Source organism: Nocardia blacklockiae (assembly GCF_015477355.1).
Lineage (GTDB): Bacteria > Actinomycetota > Actinomycetes > Mycobacteriales > Mycobacteriaceae > Nocardia > Nocardia blacklockiae.
Genome location: NZ_JADLRJ010000017.1, coordinates 116,393 through 132,709 on the forward strand (window position 1 = coordinate 116,393; position 16,317 = coordinate 132,709).

17 protein-coding genes are annotated in these 16,317 nt (G+C 69.7%); 10 read left to right on the top strand and 7 right to left on the bottom strand.

Going from position 1 to position 16,317, the window contains the following annotated elements; genetic code table 11:
- Nucleotides 1-60: 60 nt before the first annotated feature.
- Nucleotides 61-1,140, top strand: coding sequence for an ABC transporter ATP-binding protein (locus IU476_RS32655; RefSeq protein ID WP_195106166.1), 1,080 nt, complete (start codon nucleotides 61-63; stop codon nucleotides 1,138-1,140).
- Between the two features lie 53 nt (nucleotides 1,141-1,193).
- Here the strand turns inward: IU476_RS32655 and IU476_RS32660 are convergent, their stop codons facing one another.
- On the bottom strand, nucleotides 1,194-1,703 hold the full coding sequence (locus IU476_RS32660; RefSeq protein ID WP_228824667.1) for a winged helix-turn-helix transcriptional regulator: 510 nt from the start codon (nucleotides 1,701-1,703) through the stop codon (nucleotides 1,194-1,196).
- 111 nt (nucleotides 1,704-1,814) lie between these two features.
- Here IU476_RS32660 and IU476_RS32665 point away from each other — a divergent pair, with 111 nt between their 5' ends.
- Entirely contained in the window at nucleotides 1,815-2,984 is a 1,170-nt protein-coding gene (locus IU476_RS32665) for a thiolase family protein (protein ID WP_195106168.1), read from the top strand.
- Nucleotides 2,985-3,000: 16 nt separating this feature from the next.
- Here the strand turns inward: IU476_RS32665 and IU476_RS32670 are convergent, their stop codons facing one another.
- Complete coding sequence (locus tag IU476_RS32670; RefSeq protein WP_195106169.1) at nucleotides 3,001-3,375, bottom strand: hypothetical protein; 375 nt, start codon at nucleotides 3,373-3,375, stop codon at nucleotides 3,001-3,003.
- A gap of 63 nt (nucleotides 3,376-3,438) precedes the next feature.
- Between IU476_RS32670 and IU476_RS32675 the strand changes: the two genes are divergently transcribed.
- A complete protein-coding gene (locus IU476_RS32675; protein WP_228824692.1) occupies nucleotides 3,439-4,437 on the top strand; it encodes an o-succinylbenzoate synthase in 999 nt (332 codons plus the stop codon).
- Nucleotides 4,438-4,468: 31 nt separating this feature from the next.
- On the opposite strand, the gene IU476_RS32680 is transcribed toward IU476_RS32675, so the two are convergent.
- From IU476_RS32680 to IU476_RS32690, 3 genes are all read right to left on the bottom strand, one after another.
- Nucleotides 4,469-4,897, bottom strand: coding sequence for a hypothetical protein (locus IU476_RS32680; protein WP_195106171.1), 429 nt, complete (start codon nucleotides 4,895-4,897; stop codon nucleotides 4,469-4,471).
- A gap of 165 nt (nucleotides 4,898-5,062) precedes the next feature.
- Nucleotides 5,063-5,575 (bottom strand): TIGR04338 family metallohydrolase, encoded by a 513-nt coding sequence (locus tag IU476_RS32685; RefSeq protein WP_195106172.1) that lies wholly within the window; start codon nucleotides 5,573-5,575, stop codon nucleotides 5,063-5,065.
- 9 nt (nucleotides 5,576-5,584) lie between these two features.
- Nucleotides 5,585-6,424 carry a DUF2786 domain-containing protein gene (locus IU476_RS32690; protein ID WP_228824668.1) on the bottom strand — a complete coding sequence of 280 codons (840 nt, stop codon included), beginning with the start codon at nucleotides 6,422-6,424 and terminating at the stop codon, nucleotides 5,585-5,587.
- A gap of 110 nt (nucleotides 6,425-6,534) precedes the next feature.
- Between IU476_RS32690 and IU476_RS32695 the strand changes: the two genes are divergently transcribed.
- From IU476_RS32695 to IU476_RS32720, 6 genes are all read left to right on the top strand, one after another.
- Complete coding sequence (locus tag IU476_RS32695; protein WP_195106173.1) at nucleotides 6,535-7,836, top strand: ABC transporter substrate-binding protein; 1,302 nt, start codon at nucleotides 6,535-6,537, stop codon at nucleotides 7,834-7,836.
- Between the two features lie 46 nt (nucleotides 7,837-7,882).
- Nucleotides 7,883-8,908, top strand: coding sequence for a carbohydrate ABC transporter permease (locus tag IU476_RS32700; RefSeq protein ID WP_195106174.1), 1,026 nt, complete (start codon nucleotides 7,883-7,885; stop codon nucleotides 8,906-8,908).
- Nucleotides 8,908-9,798, top strand: a complete 891-nt coding sequence (locus IU476_RS32705) for a carbohydrate ABC transporter permease (RefSeq protein WP_195106175.1) — start codon at nucleotides 8,908-8,910, stop codon at nucleotides 9,796-9,798. The genes IU476_RS32700 and IU476_RS32705 overlap by 1 nt, the downstream gene beginning before the upstream one ends.
- A 144-nt stretch (nucleotides 9,799-9,942) precedes the next feature.
- Nucleotides 9,943-12,213, top strand: coding sequence for a transglycosylase domain-containing protein (locus tag IU476_RS32710; protein WP_195106176.1), 2,271 nt, complete (start codon nucleotides 9,943-9,945; stop codon nucleotides 12,211-12,213).
- 390 nt (nucleotides 12,214-12,603) lie between these two features.
- Nucleotides 12,604-13,074, top strand: a complete 471-nt coding sequence (locus IU476_RS32715; RefSeq protein ID WP_195106177.1) for a GyrI-like domain-containing protein — start codon at nucleotides 12,604-12,606, stop codon at nucleotides 13,072-13,074.
- Nucleotides 13,075-13,086: 12 nt separating this feature from the next.
- Nucleotides 13,087-13,512, top strand: a complete 426-nt coding sequence (locus tag IU476_RS32720; protein WP_195106178.1) for a GyrI-like domain-containing protein — start codon at nucleotides 13,087-13,089, stop codon at nucleotides 13,510-13,512.
- Between the two features lie 113 nt (nucleotides 13,513-13,625).
- On the opposite strand, the gene IU476_RS32725 is transcribed toward IU476_RS32720, so the two are convergent.
- Both IU476_RS32725 and IU476_RS32730 read right to left on the bottom strand, forming a co-directional pair.
- Nucleotides 13,626-14,726, bottom strand: a complete 1,101-nt coding sequence (locus IU476_RS32725) for an inositol-3-phosphate synthase (RefSeq protein WP_195106179.1) — start codon at nucleotides 14,724-14,726, stop codon at nucleotides 13,626-13,628.
- Nucleotides 14,719-15,276 (bottom strand): PadR family transcriptional regulator, encoded by a 558-nt coding sequence (locus tag IU476_RS32730; protein WP_195106180.1) that lies wholly within the window; start codon nucleotides 15,274-15,276, stop codon nucleotides 14,719-14,721. The genes IU476_RS32725 and IU476_RS32730 overlap by 8 nt, the downstream gene beginning before the upstream one ends.
- A 247-nt stretch (nucleotides 15,277-15,523) precedes the next feature.
- Here IU476_RS32730 and IU476_RS32735 point away from each other — a divergent pair, with 247 nt between their 5' ends.
- On the top strand, nucleotides 15,524-15,934 hold the full coding sequence (locus IU476_RS32735) for a DUF5318 domain-containing protein (protein WP_438944097.1): 411 nt from the start codon (nucleotides 15,524-15,526) through the stop codon (nucleotides 15,932-15,934).
- The last annotated feature ends 383 nt before the right edge of the window (nucleotides 15,935-16,317 follow it).

Genomic DNA, 16,317 nt, shown 5'->3' on the forward strand with positions numbered 1-16,317 from the left:
CGCACCACCCTCTACTCGGATCGTCCGGCACGTTCCTGCCGGTGAAGGGATTGATGCACGATGGCCACGGTCACCTTCGACCGCGCGACCCGGTTGTACCCGGGCGCCGCCAAACCCGCTGTGGACGCGCTGGAGCTGGAGATCGCCGACGGCGAATTCCTGGTGCTGGTCGGTCCTTCGGGGTGCGGCAAATCCACCTCGCTGCGCATGCTCGCCGGGCTCGAGGACGTCGACGGCGGGCGCATCCTGATCGGCGACAAGGACGTCACGAACGCGGAGCCCAAGGAACGCGACATCGCGATGGTCTTCCAGAACTACGCGCTCTACCCGCACATGACCGTCGCGGAGAACATGGGCTTCGCGCTCAAGATGGCGAAGGTGGCCAAGGCGGAGAAGGAGCAGCGGGTGCGCGAGGCGGCCAAGCTGCTCGACCTCGAGCAGTTCCTGGACCGCAAGCCCAAGCAGCTGTCCGGCGGCCAGCGCCAGCGCGTGGCGATGGGCCGGGCGATCGTGCGGCAGCCGCAGGTGTTCCTGATGGACGAGCCGCTGTCGAACCTGGACGCCAAGCTGCGCGTGCAGACCCGCACCCAGATCGCGCAGTTGCAGCGCCGCCTCGGCACCACCACGGTCTACGTCACCCACGACCAGGTGGAGGCGATGACCATGGGCGACCGGGTGGCGGTGCTCAAAGACGGTCTGCTGCAACAGTGCGCGACCCCGCGCGACCTGTACCGCGACCCGGCGAACCTGTTCGTCGCCGGGTTCATGGGATCGCCGGCGATGAATCTGTTCACGCTGCCGCTCCGGGACGAGGGCGTCGTGCTGGGCGGGCACACGCTGCCCGTGCCGCGCACAGTCGCCGACGCGGTCGAGGGCACCGTGGTGGTGGGCATCCGGCCCGAGCACTTCGACCTCGGCGATGCCGGCGACGGCATCGCCATGGAGGTCGACGTGGTCGAGGAACTGGGCTCCGACGCCTACATCTACGGCCGCACCCTCGGCGAGGGCGGTGGCGGCGAGACCATCGTCGCCCGCGCGGACTGGCGCAACCCGCCGTCCAAGGGCGCGACGCTCGCGCTCACCAGCACGGCGGAGCACATCTACTTCTTCGCCCCCGAGGACGGCCGCCGCCTGAACTGAGCGGTAGCAGTTCCCTTCCGTCAGAGGGCGGATGGCGAGGGCGGGCGAAAGTCCTACGGCGAGGGTGTTTCCCGTTTGCGGAGTCCGCGCCACTTGCGGTTGAGGCGGATGCGGAGGTTCTCCAAGGGGACCTCGTTGCCCGCCGCGCTGCGTATCTCGACGCGCACGGGCGCGCCGGTGGAGTCCTCGAGGCGCTCCAGGGGCGGCTCGCCGTCCTGGAGGTACTTGTCGCCCCACTGCCACAGCGCCAGGACCACGGGGAGCAGGTCGCGGCCCTTGTCGGTGAGCACGTACTCGCTGCGGGTGCGCTTGCCCTCCTCCTGGTAGGGCTGCTTGCGGAGCAGGCCGGACGCGGTGAGCTTGCGCAGCGCGGCGGAGGCGGCGGCGTCGGTGATGCCCACGCGGGCGGCGAAGCCGTCGAAACGCGTGGTGCCGTAGATGGTTTCGCGCAGGATCAGCAGCGCGGACCGAGTGCCGACGATGTCGAGCGCCTTGACGATCGAACAGTGGTCGGGCTTCCAGGAACTCAGATCACGCAACGGTCCTTCCAGTACAGCCGACATGACGACGATCATAGCAATTCTGACTTGTGACAACTATTGCCAGCTCGTACTCTGACTATAGATTGGTTTAGTTAGAAGGCCGCGACGGCGCGGCACTCGGAAGGAACCGTCATGAGAGACGCAGTGATCGTCGAGGCAGTGCGCACCCCCATCGGCAAGGGCAAGGCGAACGGCGCCCTGCACGGGATCCATCCGGTGGATCTGCTCGCGCACAGCCTGCGCGAGGTGGTGCGGCGCAGCGGCGTCGACCCGGAGCTGATCGACGACGTGATCGGCGGCGTCGTCACCCAGGTCGGCGAGCAGGCGGTGAACGTCACCCGCCGGGCCGCGCTGGCCGCCGGCTATCCCGAGTCGGTGCCCGCGACCACCGTCGACCGCCAGTGCGGCAGCAGCCAGCAGGCCATCCACTTCGCGGCGCAGGGCGTCATCGCGGGCGCCTACGACGTGGTCGTCGCGGCCGGCCTGGAATCGATGAGCCGGATCCCGATGGGTTCCAGCGTGCTCGGCGCCACCGACCTCGACGGCGTCGCCTTCCGTGAGCGCTATCCCGAAGACCTTGTGCCGCAGGGCATCAGCGCCGAGTTGATCGCCGCGCGCTGGGGTATCGGCCGCACCGAGATGGACGAGTTCGCGCTGGCGAGCCACGAGAAGGCGAATGCCGCGACCAAGAACGGCTCGTTCGAGGCGCAGCTCGCTCCCCTCGCCGGGCTCAGCACCGACGAGGGCATCCGGATCGGCAGCACCCTCGACACGCTCGCGGGCCTGCGCCCGGCGTACTACAGCGAGGCGTACGCCGCGCGCTTCCCCGAGATCGGCTGGAATGTCACCGCCGCCAACGCCAGTCAGATCAACGACGGCAGCGCGGCGGTGCTCATCACGACCAGCGAGAAGGCGCGGGAACTGGGACTCACGCCGCTGGCGCGGCTGCACAGCTTCGCCGTGGCGGGCGACGACCCGCTCCTGATGCTCACGGCGGTCATCCCCGCCACCCGAAAGCTCTTGCGGCGCGCGGGCTTACAGCTGTCGGACATCGACCTCGTGGAGATCAACGAGGCGTTCGCGTCGGTGGTGCTGGCGTGGCAGCGCGAGACCGGCGCGGACCTGTCGCGGGTGAACGTCAACGGCGGGGCCATCGCGCTGGGCCATCCGCTCGGCGCCTCCGGCGCGCGGCTGGCGACCACCCTCGTGCACGCCATGCGCGAGCGCGGCGCACGCTACGGTCTCCAAACCATGTGCGAGGCAGGCGGTCTGGCCAACGCCACCCTCTACGAACGGCTGTGAGCCCGGCGCGCGGAGATTATGGCGTCACCTGTTCGGCCAGGAACAGCCCGGCGAAGAACGACAGGGGCACCAGCACCAGGGCGAGGGCGGCCCACCACCACATGTACCAGCGCTTGACCGCCGCCACGATCACCATCACCAGACCGCCGCCGAGCGCCGCGGCGGTCCCGCCCCAGGACACCAGGATCCCCCAGGTGGCGAACTCCTCGCGGCAGCCGGTGCCCGCCCCGCACGGGTCGGTGGCCATCGCGAAGAACGGGGTGAACGTGGCGGCGAACAGGCCGAGCAGGGTGGCCAGGGCGTAGAGCAGGATGGCCAGCACCAGGTCCCAGGTCCGCACGGGCTCGGCCTTCCTCGGGGGGTAGGGCATCGGGTGGAGTGCAGTGGTCATACACCCAGCGTGACGGGCCGGATGCCCTTCCGGATCCGCAGAACTACCTAGTCGGCGCACGAGCTGCGGGGCGCTAGGGTGGCGGGGGTGAGCGAGGTGTTGGGGGCCGGGGAGGCGTTCGTGTATGCGATCCCGTTGCGGACGCGGTTCCGGGGGATCACCGTGCGGGAGGGGGTCCTGATCGAAGGGCCGCTGGGGTGGGGGGAATTCTGCCCGTTCCCGGAGTACGACGATCGGGAGGCGGCGAACTGGCTGGCGACCACCGTCGAACAGATCACCGAGGGATGGCCGGCGCCGGTGCGGGACCGGATTCCGGTCAACTGCACCGTGCCCGCGGTGGGCCCCGAGCGCGCGCACGAGATCGTGGCGGGATCCGGGTGCCGCACGGCGAAGGTGAAGGTCGCGGATCACCCGGCGGCGCTGGGCGAGGATCTGGAGCGGGTGGCCGCGGTGCGCGACGCGCTCGGGCCCGGCGGCGCGATCCGCGTCGACGCCAATGCCGTGTGGGATGTGGAGACCGCCGTGTCGCACATCGAGGAGATCGACCGGGCCGCACAGGGTTTGGAGTACGTCGAGCAGCCCTGCCGCACGATCGAGGAGTTGGCGGAGGTCCGGCGGCGCGTCGATGTCCGCATCGCGGCCGACGAGTCCATCCGCCGGGCCGAGGATCCGCTGCGGGTGGCGGTGGCGGGCGCGGCCGACGTCGCCGTGCTCAAGTGCACCCCGCTCGGCGGCGTCCGCCGGGCGCTGCGCGTGGCCGAGGCGGCCGGACTGCCCTGCGTGGTCTCCTCGGCCCTGGAGACCAGCGTCGGCCTGGCCGCCCAGCTGGCCCTCGCCGGCGCACTCCCCGACCTCGACTTCGCCTGCGGCCTCGGCACCATCCGCCTCTTCGACGGCGACGTGACCACCCCGTCCCTCCTCCCCACCGACGGCCACCTCCCCGTCCCCACAACCCCACCCCAGCCGAATCCCGAACTGCTCCAACGCTTCCGCCACCCCGACCCCGCCCGCACCCGCTGGTGGCTCGACCGCCTCACCCGAGCCAGCCACCTACTCCCGTAGCTCATCGAGCGCGGCAGAGTGGCTGGGCGGGTCAGCACCAGGTGGCGTGGGGGCGGCAGACTTGCCAGCCGGTGCCGTCGGGGTTGGGGACCGCGGTCCAGGTGGTGGTGCCGGAATCGGTGCCGAGGGCGCGCTGGGGTGGCTGGGGGGCGTTGTTGTTCCGGCGGTATTCGCGGCGGTTGTCGCGGATCTCGTTCTGCCGCAGCTGGTTCGTCTCCAGGTGGTGGTAGCCGCGCGGGTCGATGTGCCGCCAGCCGGTGGTGTCGCGCGGGTCGGCAGGACCGCGGTCGGCCGAATGCCCCGTTCGCGCATCGGGATTCGCGGCGGCCGCGCCGGCGGTGAGCACCGTGCCGACGGCCGCGGCTCCGGCGACCAGCGCCGTGGCGGCGACCCGCGCGCTACGCCGCCCGGCGGTCCGCGTCCGGCGTCTTCGGTCACTGGTTCGAGTTACACGTCGCATGTCAGGCCCCTTTGCCTCGCCGCGTCGCACCGGCGGTTCACCGAACCGCCAGCGCCTATCTACGTAGGTTAATAGTACGTAATTCGATAGTACGTACTACGACCGTAGATCGCTCGTATTTGTGCCCCAGGACATAAGGACCTCAGGGCACAAGGGGAGGGAAACTCAGCCGAATCGGACGCCGCAGTCCAGCATGGTGACGCGCAGCAGCAGCGCGGCCTCGGGGCCGATCACGCCGTCCACCAGGTCCAGATAGCGCGAACAGAACTCGGGCCCGTGCGGCGCCAGCTCCGCCCCCGCCGGCTCGAGGTGGTGCGCGATTTCGTGAAGTATCACCAATTCCCGCAGCGCCCAGGCGGTTCCGCGAGCGTGCAGCGGCACGGCCAGCACCGCGGTCTCGGCCTCGTAGTGCGCCGCCGCGGTGCCGGCGCGAGCGCGCACGGTCATCGGCGACCGTGACCTGTCCCAATGCGCACGCACCCAATTCAGTGACAAGACACGATCCACGTAGCTCTGCACCGACGCCACCGAGGCGAATCGCCGCTCGACCGGCAGGGTGAGCTGCGAGCCGTGCAGCTCGACCGTGCGCGCGCCGTACTCGTCGGCCCGCTCGAACATCCGCCGCACCAGGCCCTCGGCGTCGTACACCTTGGCGCGCTGGGTATCTCGCACACTCATCGGCCCGGGTCAGTCATCGCCCGCACCGAGCTGCCCGCGCGCGGCGCCCAACTCGGGCGCGGAACCCAGCCGCGCCGCCCGGCCCGCGTGGTCGCCGGCGCGCCGGGCGGCGGCGGAGTAACCGGCCGACTCCTGCGGTCCGCGCCACGTACCGCGAGCCTCCGACGTGCGGGTATAGAAGTCGTGCAGTTCCAGTTCCTTGTCGCGCAGGGCCAGTTCGGTGCCGGTCACGGCGGTCGGCTCCGCCCGCACCTCGGCCTCCACGTCCGCGCGCACCTCGGCCAGCCGCTTGCCCACCCGGGCGGCGAAGGCCATCTGGAAGTTCAGCCGGGCCGTCACCGCGGCCACGGGGGCCTGCACGCGCCGCTGCACCTTACGGCCCCAACGGTTCTCGACCACGATCTTCTCCACCGTCGCCGACTTGTACCGGCCCGACTTGATGTACTGGTCCGACGCGCGCACCATCTGCACCAGCAGGCTGGTGTACAGCGCCTCGCAGGTGGCGATGTCGGTGTCGAACCCGTAGGCGTAAACCTGCGTGGACGAGCGCGCCACATCACAGCGCACGTCGTTGGCCGCCGCGATCGCCACGAACAGCTGCACGTAGGTGCGCAGCCCGCGCTTGCCGGCCGCGCCGATCGGAATCACCTTCTGCACGGGCGTTTTCCGCTGCTCGCGCCCGGAGACGTGGGCGCGCGCCACTGTCAGGTCGATCGACGAACGAGTGGCCAGGCGCTGCGCCGCGGCGAGGAAGGCCTCGGCCTCGTGCTCGTTGTCGGTCGACTCGGCCTGGCGGAGCAGCCCACCGATTCTTGTGAGCAGTTTGTCGTTCGTCAGCTGGGTCGACATCGCGGCCCAGGATAGAAGAACCGGCCGACACAATCCCGGACGGACAATGTATCTTGCCTTGTGCAACCGGCTGAGAGTGCTGGCGCTCACGTCTCGACCCTGGAGTATCAATGGCTTTGAACAAGGTGTCGTCACGACGCTCGTCCCTGGTGTCTCGCGCCGCGCTGGCCGCTGTCTCGGCCGCGCTGCTCACCGCGACGTTCACCAGCGCGTGCTCGAGCGGCGGGGGGAACGACGCCACCAATCAGAACCTGAGTGGCCGCGGCCCCATCACCTACGTGGAGGGCAAGGACACCACCGAATCCGGTGCCGTCAAGCAGCTCATCGAGCGTTGGAACGCCGCTCATCCGGACGAGCGGGTGACGTTCAAGGAACAGTCCAACGACGCCTCCCAGCAGTACGACGACCTGGCCCAGCACATGCGGGCCAAGCAGTCGGACTACGACGTGATGGCCCTGGACGTGCCGTGGACCGCGGAGTTCGCCGCGAAGGGCTGGATCCAGCCGCTGAAGGACTCCTTCGCGATCGACACCGCCACCCTGCTGTCGCCGACGGTCGCCAGCGCCACCTACAAGGGCACCCTCTACGCCGCGCCGCGCAACACCAACGGCGGCCTGCTGTACTACCGCAAGGACCTGCTGCCCGACGCCCCGAAGACCTGGTCGGAGCTGCTGAACGACTGCGGCGCCGCGCGCGACCACCAGATCGGTTGCTACGCCGGGCAATTCGCCCCCTACGAGGGTCTGACCGTGAACTCGGCCGAGGTCATCAACGCCTTCGGCGGCACCTTCGTCGGCCCCGACGGCAAGACCCCGACCGTGAACAGCCCGCAGGCGCGCGCGGGCCTGCAGGTGCTCGTCGACGCCTACAAGAACGGCGAGATCCCGAAGGAGGCCATCTCCTTCAAGGAGCCCGAGAGCCAGAACGCCTTCGCCCAGGGCAAGCTGCTGTTCCTGCGCACCTGGCCGAACTTCTACGGGGTCGCCAACGCCGACTCGTCGGTGGTGAAGGGCAACGTCGGCATCGCCCCGCTGCCGGGCAAGGACGGCATCGGCGCGTCCACGCTGGGTGGGTACAACGCCGCCATCAGCACCTACTCCAAGCACAAGGCGACCGCGCTGGACTTCCTGCGGTTCATGATCAGCGAGGACGCCCAGCGCATCGTCGCCGAGGGCGCCTTCCCGCCGGTGCGGCAGTCGATGTACGACGACCCGGCGCTGATCGCCAAGTTCCCCTACCTGCCGGCGCTGAAGGATTCCATCGCCAGCGCCGTGCCGCGCCCCGTCACCCCCTACTATCCGGCGGTGTCGAAAGCCATCCAGGACAACGCCTATGCTGCGTTGACCGGAACCAAGTCCGTCGACGACGCGATCACCGGAATGCAGAAGGGCATCCAGGCGGCCGGGTCGTAACGGACGGAGAAGCACCCACCGAGCCAGCCCCGTAGGAGAGAAGAACGTGTCAGATCCTTCGGGAGCGACCGACCTCGCGCCGCCCGCCGCACCGGCGGATCCGACCCCGAGTCGCAAGCCCGGATCCCGAAGCGTCCTGCGGGGCTCGGCCCGGCCGTGGCTGTTCGTCGCGCCCGTCCTGGTGGCGTTGGCCGTCGTCATCGGCTATCCCGTGGTGCGGGCGGTGTGGATGTCCTTCCAGAAGGACTCGGGGCTCAACGAGGCCACCGGGATGTTCGAGGAGGGCGGCTTCGCCGGATTCGACAACTACACCCACTGGCTGCTGCAGCAGTGCACGATTCCCGACGGCGGCTTCGAGCCCTGCCCGACCGGCAACCTCGGGTCGCAGTTCTGGGTGGCCATCGGGATCACGCTGCTGTTCACCGTCGTGACCGTGGCGCTGGAGGCGACCATCGGGCTCGGCATGGCCGTGGTGATGGGCAAGTCGTTCCGCGGGCGGGCGCTGCTGCGCGCGGCGGTGCTCATCCCGTGGGCGATCCCGACCGCGGTCACGGCGCGGCTGTGGGAGTTCATGTTCCAGTACGACGGGGTGGTGAACCGGGTGCTGGGCACCCACATCCTGTGGCAGACCGACCCGTGGTGGTCGCGGTTCGCGGTGATCATCGCCGACGTATGGAAGACCACGCCGTTCATGGCGCTGCTGATCCTGGCCGGGCTGCAGGTCATTCCGGGCGACGTGTACGAGGCGGCCCGGGTCGACGGCGCGTCGGCGTGGCAGCGCTTCACCCACATCACGCTGCCGCTGCTGAAGCCGGCGCTGCTGGTCGCGGTCCTGTTCCGCACCATGGACGCGCTGCGGCTCTACGACCTGCCCGCGATCATGACGCAGGGCAACCCGGCGACGCGAACCATCTCCATCCTGGTGGTCGACCAGGTGCGCCAGGGGCAGAACAGTGCCGCGGCGCTGTCGGTCATCACCTTCCTGTTGATCTTCGCGGTCGCCTTCGTACTGGTGAAGGTGTTGGGCGCCAACGCGGTCGCGACCCAGGAAGAACAGCGGAAGGCGCACTGATGACCACGCTCACCGACGCGACCACCCGGCCCGCGGGCGCGCCGACCGCCGTGCCGCTGACCAAGCGCCTGCGCTCGGCGCGCGTCTACGTCGGCGCGCTGATCGTGCTGGTGTGGGGGCTGGCGCCGTTCTACTGGATGGTCGTCACGGCGTTCCGGGATCCGGCCTACACCTTCGAGAACACGCCCTGGCCGACGCACGTCACGCTGGCGAACTTCCGCAACGCGTTCGACACCTCGCGCGGCAACGACTTCGGGCGGGCGGTCACCAACAGCATCATCATCGGCCTGGCCACCGCGGTCATCGCGCTGCTGATCGGCATGCTGGCCGCCTACGCCCTGGCGCGGCTCACCTTCCGGGGCAAGACCCTGGTGGCCGGGCTGGTGCTGAGCGCGTCGATGTTCCCCGTGGTGGTGCTGGTGACCCCGCTGTTCCAGCTGTTCACCGACATCGGCTGGATCGGGCACTACCAGGCGCTGATCATCCCGAACATCTCGTTCGTGCTGCCGCTGACGGTGTACATCCTGGCGTCGTTCTTCACCGAGTTGCCGTGGGAGCTCGAGGAGGCCGCCCGCATCGACGGCGCCAGCCGCTTCCAGGCGTTCCGGCTGATCATGCTCCCGCTGGCCGCACCGGCCGTATTCACCACCGCCATCCTGGCCTTCATCGCCGCGGTGAACGAGTACCTGCTGGCCCGGCTGCTGTCCGCGGACTCGACCGAGCCGGTGACCGTCGCCATCGCCCGCTTCTCCGGCAACGACCCGCTGGTGCAGCCCTACGCCGCGATCATGGCGGCCGGCACCATCGTGACGGTGCCGCTGGTCGTCATGGTGCTGATCTTCCAGCGCCGGATCATCTCGGGACTCACCGCGGGCGGCGTCAAGAGCTGACGCCCGGCCCGGTCTCGCCGTCGAAGACAGCGCCGCCACACCCGCCCAGACATTAGGCTGGGTTTCGAACCAGCGTTCTGCGGTAGTTCGATCCTTGTTCGTGTAGGTGTTCGTCCTGTTCGACCGGCATCTCAGGAGACGATCGTGAGCTTGTTCCGTAAGCGACGGCACCGCGACGGCCCCGAGCAGGCCCCGTACGCCTCGGTCGCCGGATGGAACGAGCCGGCGAGTGCCGCGGCCGCGCGACGACGCCGCGAGCAGCCGCACCGGCCCCGCCGGCGGGTGCCCCCACCGAATCGCGAGGCGGCGCAACCCCGTCCGCCGCGGACCCGCGCGCAGCGGGTGCGGCGGCTGGTGCTCGCCCTGTTCCTGATCTTCCTGGTGCTCCCCGCGCTGCTGCTGACGCTGGCCTACTGGAGCGCCGAGATCCCGGACCCGGCGGCGGTGCAGACCAATCAGATCGCCACCATCACCGCCTCCGACGGCACCACGGTGCTCGCGAAAGTGGTTCCGCCGGAGGGCAATCGGACGCCGGTGCCGCTGTCGGACGTGCCGCAGCCGGTGCGCGACGCGATGCTCTCGGCCGAGGACCGCAACTTCTACACCAATCCCGGCTACTCGGCCTCGGCGTTCCTGCGCGCCGCCCGCGACAACATGCTCGCCCGCGACGACGCCGGCGGCGGGTCGACGATCACCCAGCAGTACGTCAAGAACGCCTTCCTCAGCTCCGAGCGCACGATGTCGCGCAAGATGCGCGAGCTGATCATCTCCGCGAAGATGGCGCGGCAGTGGAGCAAGGACGACATCCTCGCCGCCTACCTCAACACGATCTACTACGGCCGCGGTGCCTACGGCATCGCGGCGGCCGCCAAGGCGTACTTCGACAAGCCGGTCCCGCAGTTGACCTTGGCCGAGGGCGCGGTGCTCGCCTCGGTGGTGCGCACGCCGTCGATCCTCGACCCGGAAACCCATCTGCCGCAACTGAAAGCGCGCTGGAGCTACGTGCTCAACGGCATGGTCGAGATGGGCACGCTGGCGCCCGGGCAGCGCGACAGCACCGAGTTCCCGGACATCGCGCCGATCACGGTCGCGGCCGACGACGCCGCGCACGGCCCGTCGGGTCTGATCCGCACCCAGGTGCTGCGCGAGCTGCGCGCGGCCGGGGTGAGCGAGGAGGACATCAATACCGGTGCGCTGCAGGTGACGACGACCATCGACGCGCGCGCCCAGCAGTCGGCGACGGACGCCGTGCGCAACCGCCTCGGCCCGCAGCCGCCCGAACTGCGCGGCGCGGTGGTGTCGATCGATCCGCGGTCGGGCGCGGTGCGCGCCTACTACGGCGGCGACGACGGCGTCGGCTTCGACTTCGCCCAGGCCCCGTTGCAGACCGGATCCTCGTTCAAGACGTTCGCGGTGCTCGCGGCGCTGCAGCAGGGCGTGTCGATGAACTACCAGCTCGACAGCGGCCCGGTGACCGTGAACGGAGTCAAGGTCACCAATGTCGAGGGCGAATCGTGCGGCACCTGCGCGCTGTCCGAGGCGTTCAAGCGCTCGCTGAACACCAGCTTCTACCGGCTCGCCGACCTGGTCGGCCCGCAGGCCATCGCCGACGCCGCGCACTTGGCCGGAATCCCGGAGCAGATTCCGGGCGTGCCCGGCAGGACCCTGACCGAGGACGGCGGACCGCCCACGCCATCGATCGTGCTGGGCGTCTACTCGGTGCGGCCCATCGACATGGCCTCGGCGTACGCGACGATCGCCGCGTCGGGGGTCTACCACCGGCCGTACTTCGTGCAGCGCGTCGTCGCCGGCGACGGCCGGGTGCTGCTCGACCGCGGCGCGCCGGGGCAGGGCAAGATGCCGCCGGGCGAACAGCGGCTGCCCAAGCACGTGGCCGAGGCGACCGCGCAGGCGATGCAGCCGATCGCGGGGTATTCCAACCGGCACGATCTGGCGGGCCGGCCGTCCGCCGCCAAGACCGGCACCACCCAGCTCGGCGACACCGGCGCGAACAAGGACGCCTGGATGATCGGGTTCACGCCGTCGCTGTCCACGGCGGTGTGGGTCGGCACCGAACAGTCCCAGCCGATCCGCACCGCGCGCGGCGCGCCGATCTACGGGTCCGGCCTGCCCGCCGACATCTGGAAGCAGACCATGGACGGCGCGCTGGCCGGAACCCCGGTCGAGCAGTTCCCCGCGCCCGAACCCGGCTCGGCCGCCGGGCCGATGTTCGGCGGGCCGCCGCCCGCGCAGGGCCAGGGACCGTTCGATGTGCTCGCTCCGCCGTCGGACTCGCCGCCGGATCCGGTGATCGTGTTCCCGCCCGCCCCACCGGAACCCGCGCCGGCGCCCGAACCGGCCGAACCCAGACAGGTCGAGATCTTCCCCGGGCTCAGCATTCCGGTGCCCGGGTGAGCGACCGGGCCCGATGACAACGCGGCGCGGCCTCGGTTGTGACAAAACGAATCCTCGTTGTGCGGCCGTCACGCGGGTACCGCCGATAGGGTGGAACCGGTGCGCAGGCCGCGCGAAGACGCAGGACATCGGAATCGATGACACGGCAAGGATCGGCCCGGATGAGCGAATGGGTATCGAAACGCTTCCGAATGGGCCGATGTCCGACGCCGGTGGCAGGATGCGGGAGGATGTGCGCAGAGTGAGTAACCAACGGGACGTGCACGTCGCCACGGGCCGCACCGCGAGCGGTCCCGGACGGAATCGGATCCCGCTGGCAGCATCGTGGAGTCCGGCGTCGGCCCGAGCCGCGCGGGATTGCACACAGCACGAGACATAGGGGCGACACCGGTGGATTTCAATGTCGTTGACCGCCAAGAGACGCTGGTGGCGGGGACGGTGCTTCGGAGCCCGGCGCTGGCGGTCGAAGGGCCGCGCCGGTTGCGGGTGGAGGAGGCCTGGAAGCGCAACCTCGCGCGCCGGCTACCCGGCCCGCCGGCGACCGCGTACGTGGACCACGCGCCGGAGATCGGCTCGTATCTGACCCATATCGTCGGCTACCAGTGCGAGAGCCTGGCCGATCTGCTGCCCGGCGACGTGCTCGCCCGGGTGCCGGGCGGCCGCTTCGCCCGGTTCCTGCGCAGCGGCGACGACCTGGGCGACACCATCGTGTCGGTGTGGCGCGCGGTCTGGGATCTGGAGGCGGCCGGGGCGCTGGTCCGCGCCTACACCGGCGACTTCGAGCACTATCCGGACACCAAGACGGTGGAGGTGTTCGTCGCCCTGAAGGACGACCGCGGCACCGGCGACGGCGACAAGTAGGGAGGCACAGCCGTGGACTTCGAAATCGTCACGCTGGAGGAGAGCCTGGTCGCCGGCCTGACGGTCCCGCTCGCCGGCCGCGAGGTGACCGCCCGCGACCTGGACCTGGTGAACTTCACCTGGGACCGGTACCTGTCCCGGGAGAAGAACGTGCCCCGGGTAGCCGCCTACATCGGGCAGCACGACCACGCCGTCGCCGTGCTCGGCTACGCGCTGGAGTCGTTGCAGCAGTTGGACGTCGGCGACGTGACCACCCGGATCCCGGCCGGGCGGTACGCCAAGTTCGTCGTCTCCGACAAGCCCTACGACCTGCTGCGCACGGCCTGGGCGAAGGTGGCCAAGGCCGAGAGCGCCGGCACCATCACCCGCTCGCACACCGCGGAGGTCGAGCGCTACACGGGACCGACCTCGGTCGAGGTCTACGTCTCGCTGGACTGAACGTCACCCCGGCATACCTTCCCCGTCATCCCGGCATGTCTTCCCCCGGCGAGAAGCGCGAAGCCCGGCCCTGTCTTCTCGGGCCGGGCTCCCTCACCCTCGGGTGAAACTGCTTATTCCGCTCCGATGATGAAGGTCTCCAGCTGGGCACGAGCGACATCGTCGGCCATCTGCTTCGGCGGGGACTTCATCAGGTAGGCCGAGGCCGGCAGGATCGGGCCGCCGAGCCCGCGGTCCTTGGCGATCTTGGCCGCGCGGATGGCGTCGATGATGATGCCCGCCGAGTTCGGCGAGTCCCACACCTCGAGCTTGTACTCCAGGTTCAGCGGCACGTCGCCGAAGGCGCGGCCCTCGAGCCGCACGTAGGCCCACTTGCGGTCGTCGAGCCAGCCGACGTGGTCGGACGGGCCGATGTGCACGTCGTTGGCGCCCAGCTCCTTCTTCAGGTTGCTGGTGACGGCCTGGGTCTTGGAGATCTTCTTGGACTCCAGCCGCTCCCGCTCGAGCATGTTCTTGAAGTCCATGTTGCCGCCGACGTTCAGCTGCATGGTGCGGTCGAGCTGCACGCCGCGGTCCTCGAACAGCTTGGCCATGACGCGGTGCGTGATGGTCGCGCCGACCTGGCTCTTGATGTCGTCGCCGACGATCGGGACACCGGCGTCGGCGAACTTCTTCGCCCACACCGGATCCGAGGCGATGAACACCGGCAGCGCGTTCACAAATGCGACACCGGCGTCGATGGCACACTGCGCGTAGAACTTGTCGGCCTCCTCGGAGCCCACCGGCAGGTAGGACACCAGCACGTCGACCTTCGCGTCCTTCAGCGCCTGCACGACGTCGACCGCCTCGGCGTCGGACAGCTCGATGGTCTCGGCGTAGTACTTGCCGATGCCGTCCAGGGTCGGGCCGCGCTGCACGCCGACACCGCTCGGCGGCACGTCGGAAATCTTGATCGTGTTGTTCTCGCTGGCGAAGATCGCGTCCGACAGGTCGAATCCGACCTTCTTGGCGTCGACGTCGAACGCGGCGACGAATTTCACGTCGCGCACGTGGTAGGGACCGAACTTGACGTGCATGAGGCCGGGCACGGTCGCGTTCTCGTCCGCGTCCTTGTAGTACTGCACGCCCTGGACCAGCGAGGAGGCACAGTTGCCCACGCCTACGATGGCCACGCGAATCTCGGTGCCGTGCTCAGCCGTTTTGACTTCACTCATGGCCGATATTTCCCTCTTTCTGTGGTGCCGCCTTCATTGACTGCTCCGCTGCAATCAACTCGTTGAGCCAGCGCACTTCGCGCTCGCTTGATTCGAGACCGAGTTGGTGGAGCTGGCGGGTGTAGCGATCCAGGGTTCCGCTGGCCCGTTTGATCGCCTCCCGCAAACCTTCTCGGCGCTCTTCGACCTGCCGTCTCCTGCCCTCGAGGATCCGCATCCGCGCCTCGGCGGGGGTGCGGCTGAAGAAGGCGAGATGAACGCCGAAGCCGTCGTCGGTGTAGTTCTGCGGACCGGTGTCGGCGAGCAGTTCGCTGAACCGCTCCCGCCCGGCCTCGGTCAGTTGGTAGACCCGGCGCGCCCGCCGCGTCACCGCGCCCGCCGGGCTCTCCTCGGCGATCAACCCGTCGGCCTGCATGCGGCGCAGCGTCGGGTAGAGCGATCCGTAGGAGAAGGCCCGGAACGGACCGAGCAGGCCGGTCAGCCGCTTGCGCAACTCGTAGCCGTGCATGGGCGACTCCAGGAGCAGCCCGAGAATCGCGAGTTCGAGCACGGGCCTCACCTCCTGACTGTTGTCTGCAGACCTAACCGTTGGATGCGATTCCAAACTATATCGGCTCGATACATTGAGCGATAGGTTTGCCCGTGAGTACGTGGTGTGGCCTGCGTCGCGCCCCGGCAGGGGGCCGGTGGGAGGGGCAAACCGATCGGTCGGACGGTGGCGAACCACACCCGCGCGGGGCACGGACGATCGAACAGGGCGGCAGCGCGTGTCGGGTGTCCCCGCTACTCTGGGATGCGTGCGAATTCAGCGGCAGGTAGTGGACTATGCGCTCCGGCGCCGGTCGCTGCTGGCCGACGTCTATGCGGGCCGGGTGGGTGTCGCCGAGGTGTGCGACGCGAACCCGTATCTGCTGCGGGCGGCGAAGTTCCACGGGCGGGGGAGCGAGGTCACTTGTCCCATCTGCAGGAAAGAGCAGTTGACACTCGTCTCGTGGGTCTACGGCGAGGGGCTGGGCCCCGTGGCGGGTTCGGCCCGCACGCCGGAGGAGCTGGTCCGGCTGGCCGAGTCCCGCGAGGAGTTCACGGTGCACGTCGTCGAGGTGTGCCGCACCTGCAGCTGGAATCATCTGGTGCAGTCCTACGTGCTCGGGCACGCCCCGGCGCCCCGGCGCAGGCGCGCCGGTACCCGTCGGACCGCCGCCGAGTGATGGGCATCGCCGACTGATATGCGGAGCACAGGTGTGCCCGCCCGCGATCGAGCGCCGGGAGGCGTGGCAGGCAGCGTGGGTAACCGCGTAGGCTCCGGCTTCGATCCCCTAGCGAACAGCGCAACGATCGCAACGAGCTACCCGGACCGTTTCGAGTTATGGAGATCCAGGCTGTGACTTCGCCCCACGACGATGGCCCCCACGGCGAACGCCCACCGCGCGGCACGCAACCGCGGCCCGGCGGCTACCCGCCGCCGCGGCCGTCCGGGCCGGGGCGCGGCGGGCGCGCCAGCCCCCCCTCACCGTCGGGGAGTCCGTGGGGTCGGGCCAGCGGCGGCGTGGGCCCCGCCGGTGGCGCGGGTGCACCCCCCGCGACCGCCGCC

Bases quoted from the DNA above. Each gene is read 5' to 3' on its own strand.
- IU476_RS32655 (WP_195106166.1), top strand. From the start codon at position 61: ATGGCCACGGTCACCTTCGACCGCGCGACCCGGTTGTACCCGGGCGCC.
- IU476_RS32660 (WP_228824667.1), bottom strand. From the start codon at position 1,703: ATGTCGGCTGTACTGGAAGGACCGTTGCGTGATCTGAGTTCCTGGAAG.
- IU476_RS32665 (WP_195106168.1), top strand. From the start codon at position 1,815: ATGAGAGACGCAGTGATCGTCGAGGCAGTGCGCACCCCCATCGGCAAG.
- IU476_RS32670 (WP_195106169.1), bottom strand. From the start codon at position 3,375: ATGACCACTGCACTCCACCCGATGCCCTACCCCCCGAGGAAGGCCGAG.
- IU476_RS32680 (WP_195106171.1), bottom strand. From the start codon at position 4,897: ATGCGACGTGTAACTCGAACCAGTGACCGAAGACGCCGGACGCGGACC.
- IU476_RS32685 (WP_195106172.1), bottom strand. From the start codon at position 5,575: ATGAGTGTGCGAGATACCCAGCGCGCCAAGGTGTACGACGCCGAGGGC.
- IU476_RS32690 (WP_228824668.1), bottom strand. From the start codon at position 6,424: ATGTCGACCCAGCTGACGAACGACAAACTGCTCACAAGAATCGGTGGG.
- IU476_RS32695 (WP_195106173.1), top strand. From the start codon at position 6,535: ATGGCTTTGAACAAGGTGTCGTCACGACGCTCGTCCCTGGTGTCTCGC.
- IU476_RS32705 (WP_195106175.1), top strand. From the start codon at position 8,908: ATGACCACGCTCACCGACGCGACCACCCGGCCCGCGGGCGCGCCGACC.
- IU476_RS32725 (WP_195106179.1), bottom strand. From the start codon at position 14,726: ATGAGTGAAGTCAAAACGGCTGAGCACGGCACCGAGATTCGCGTGGCC.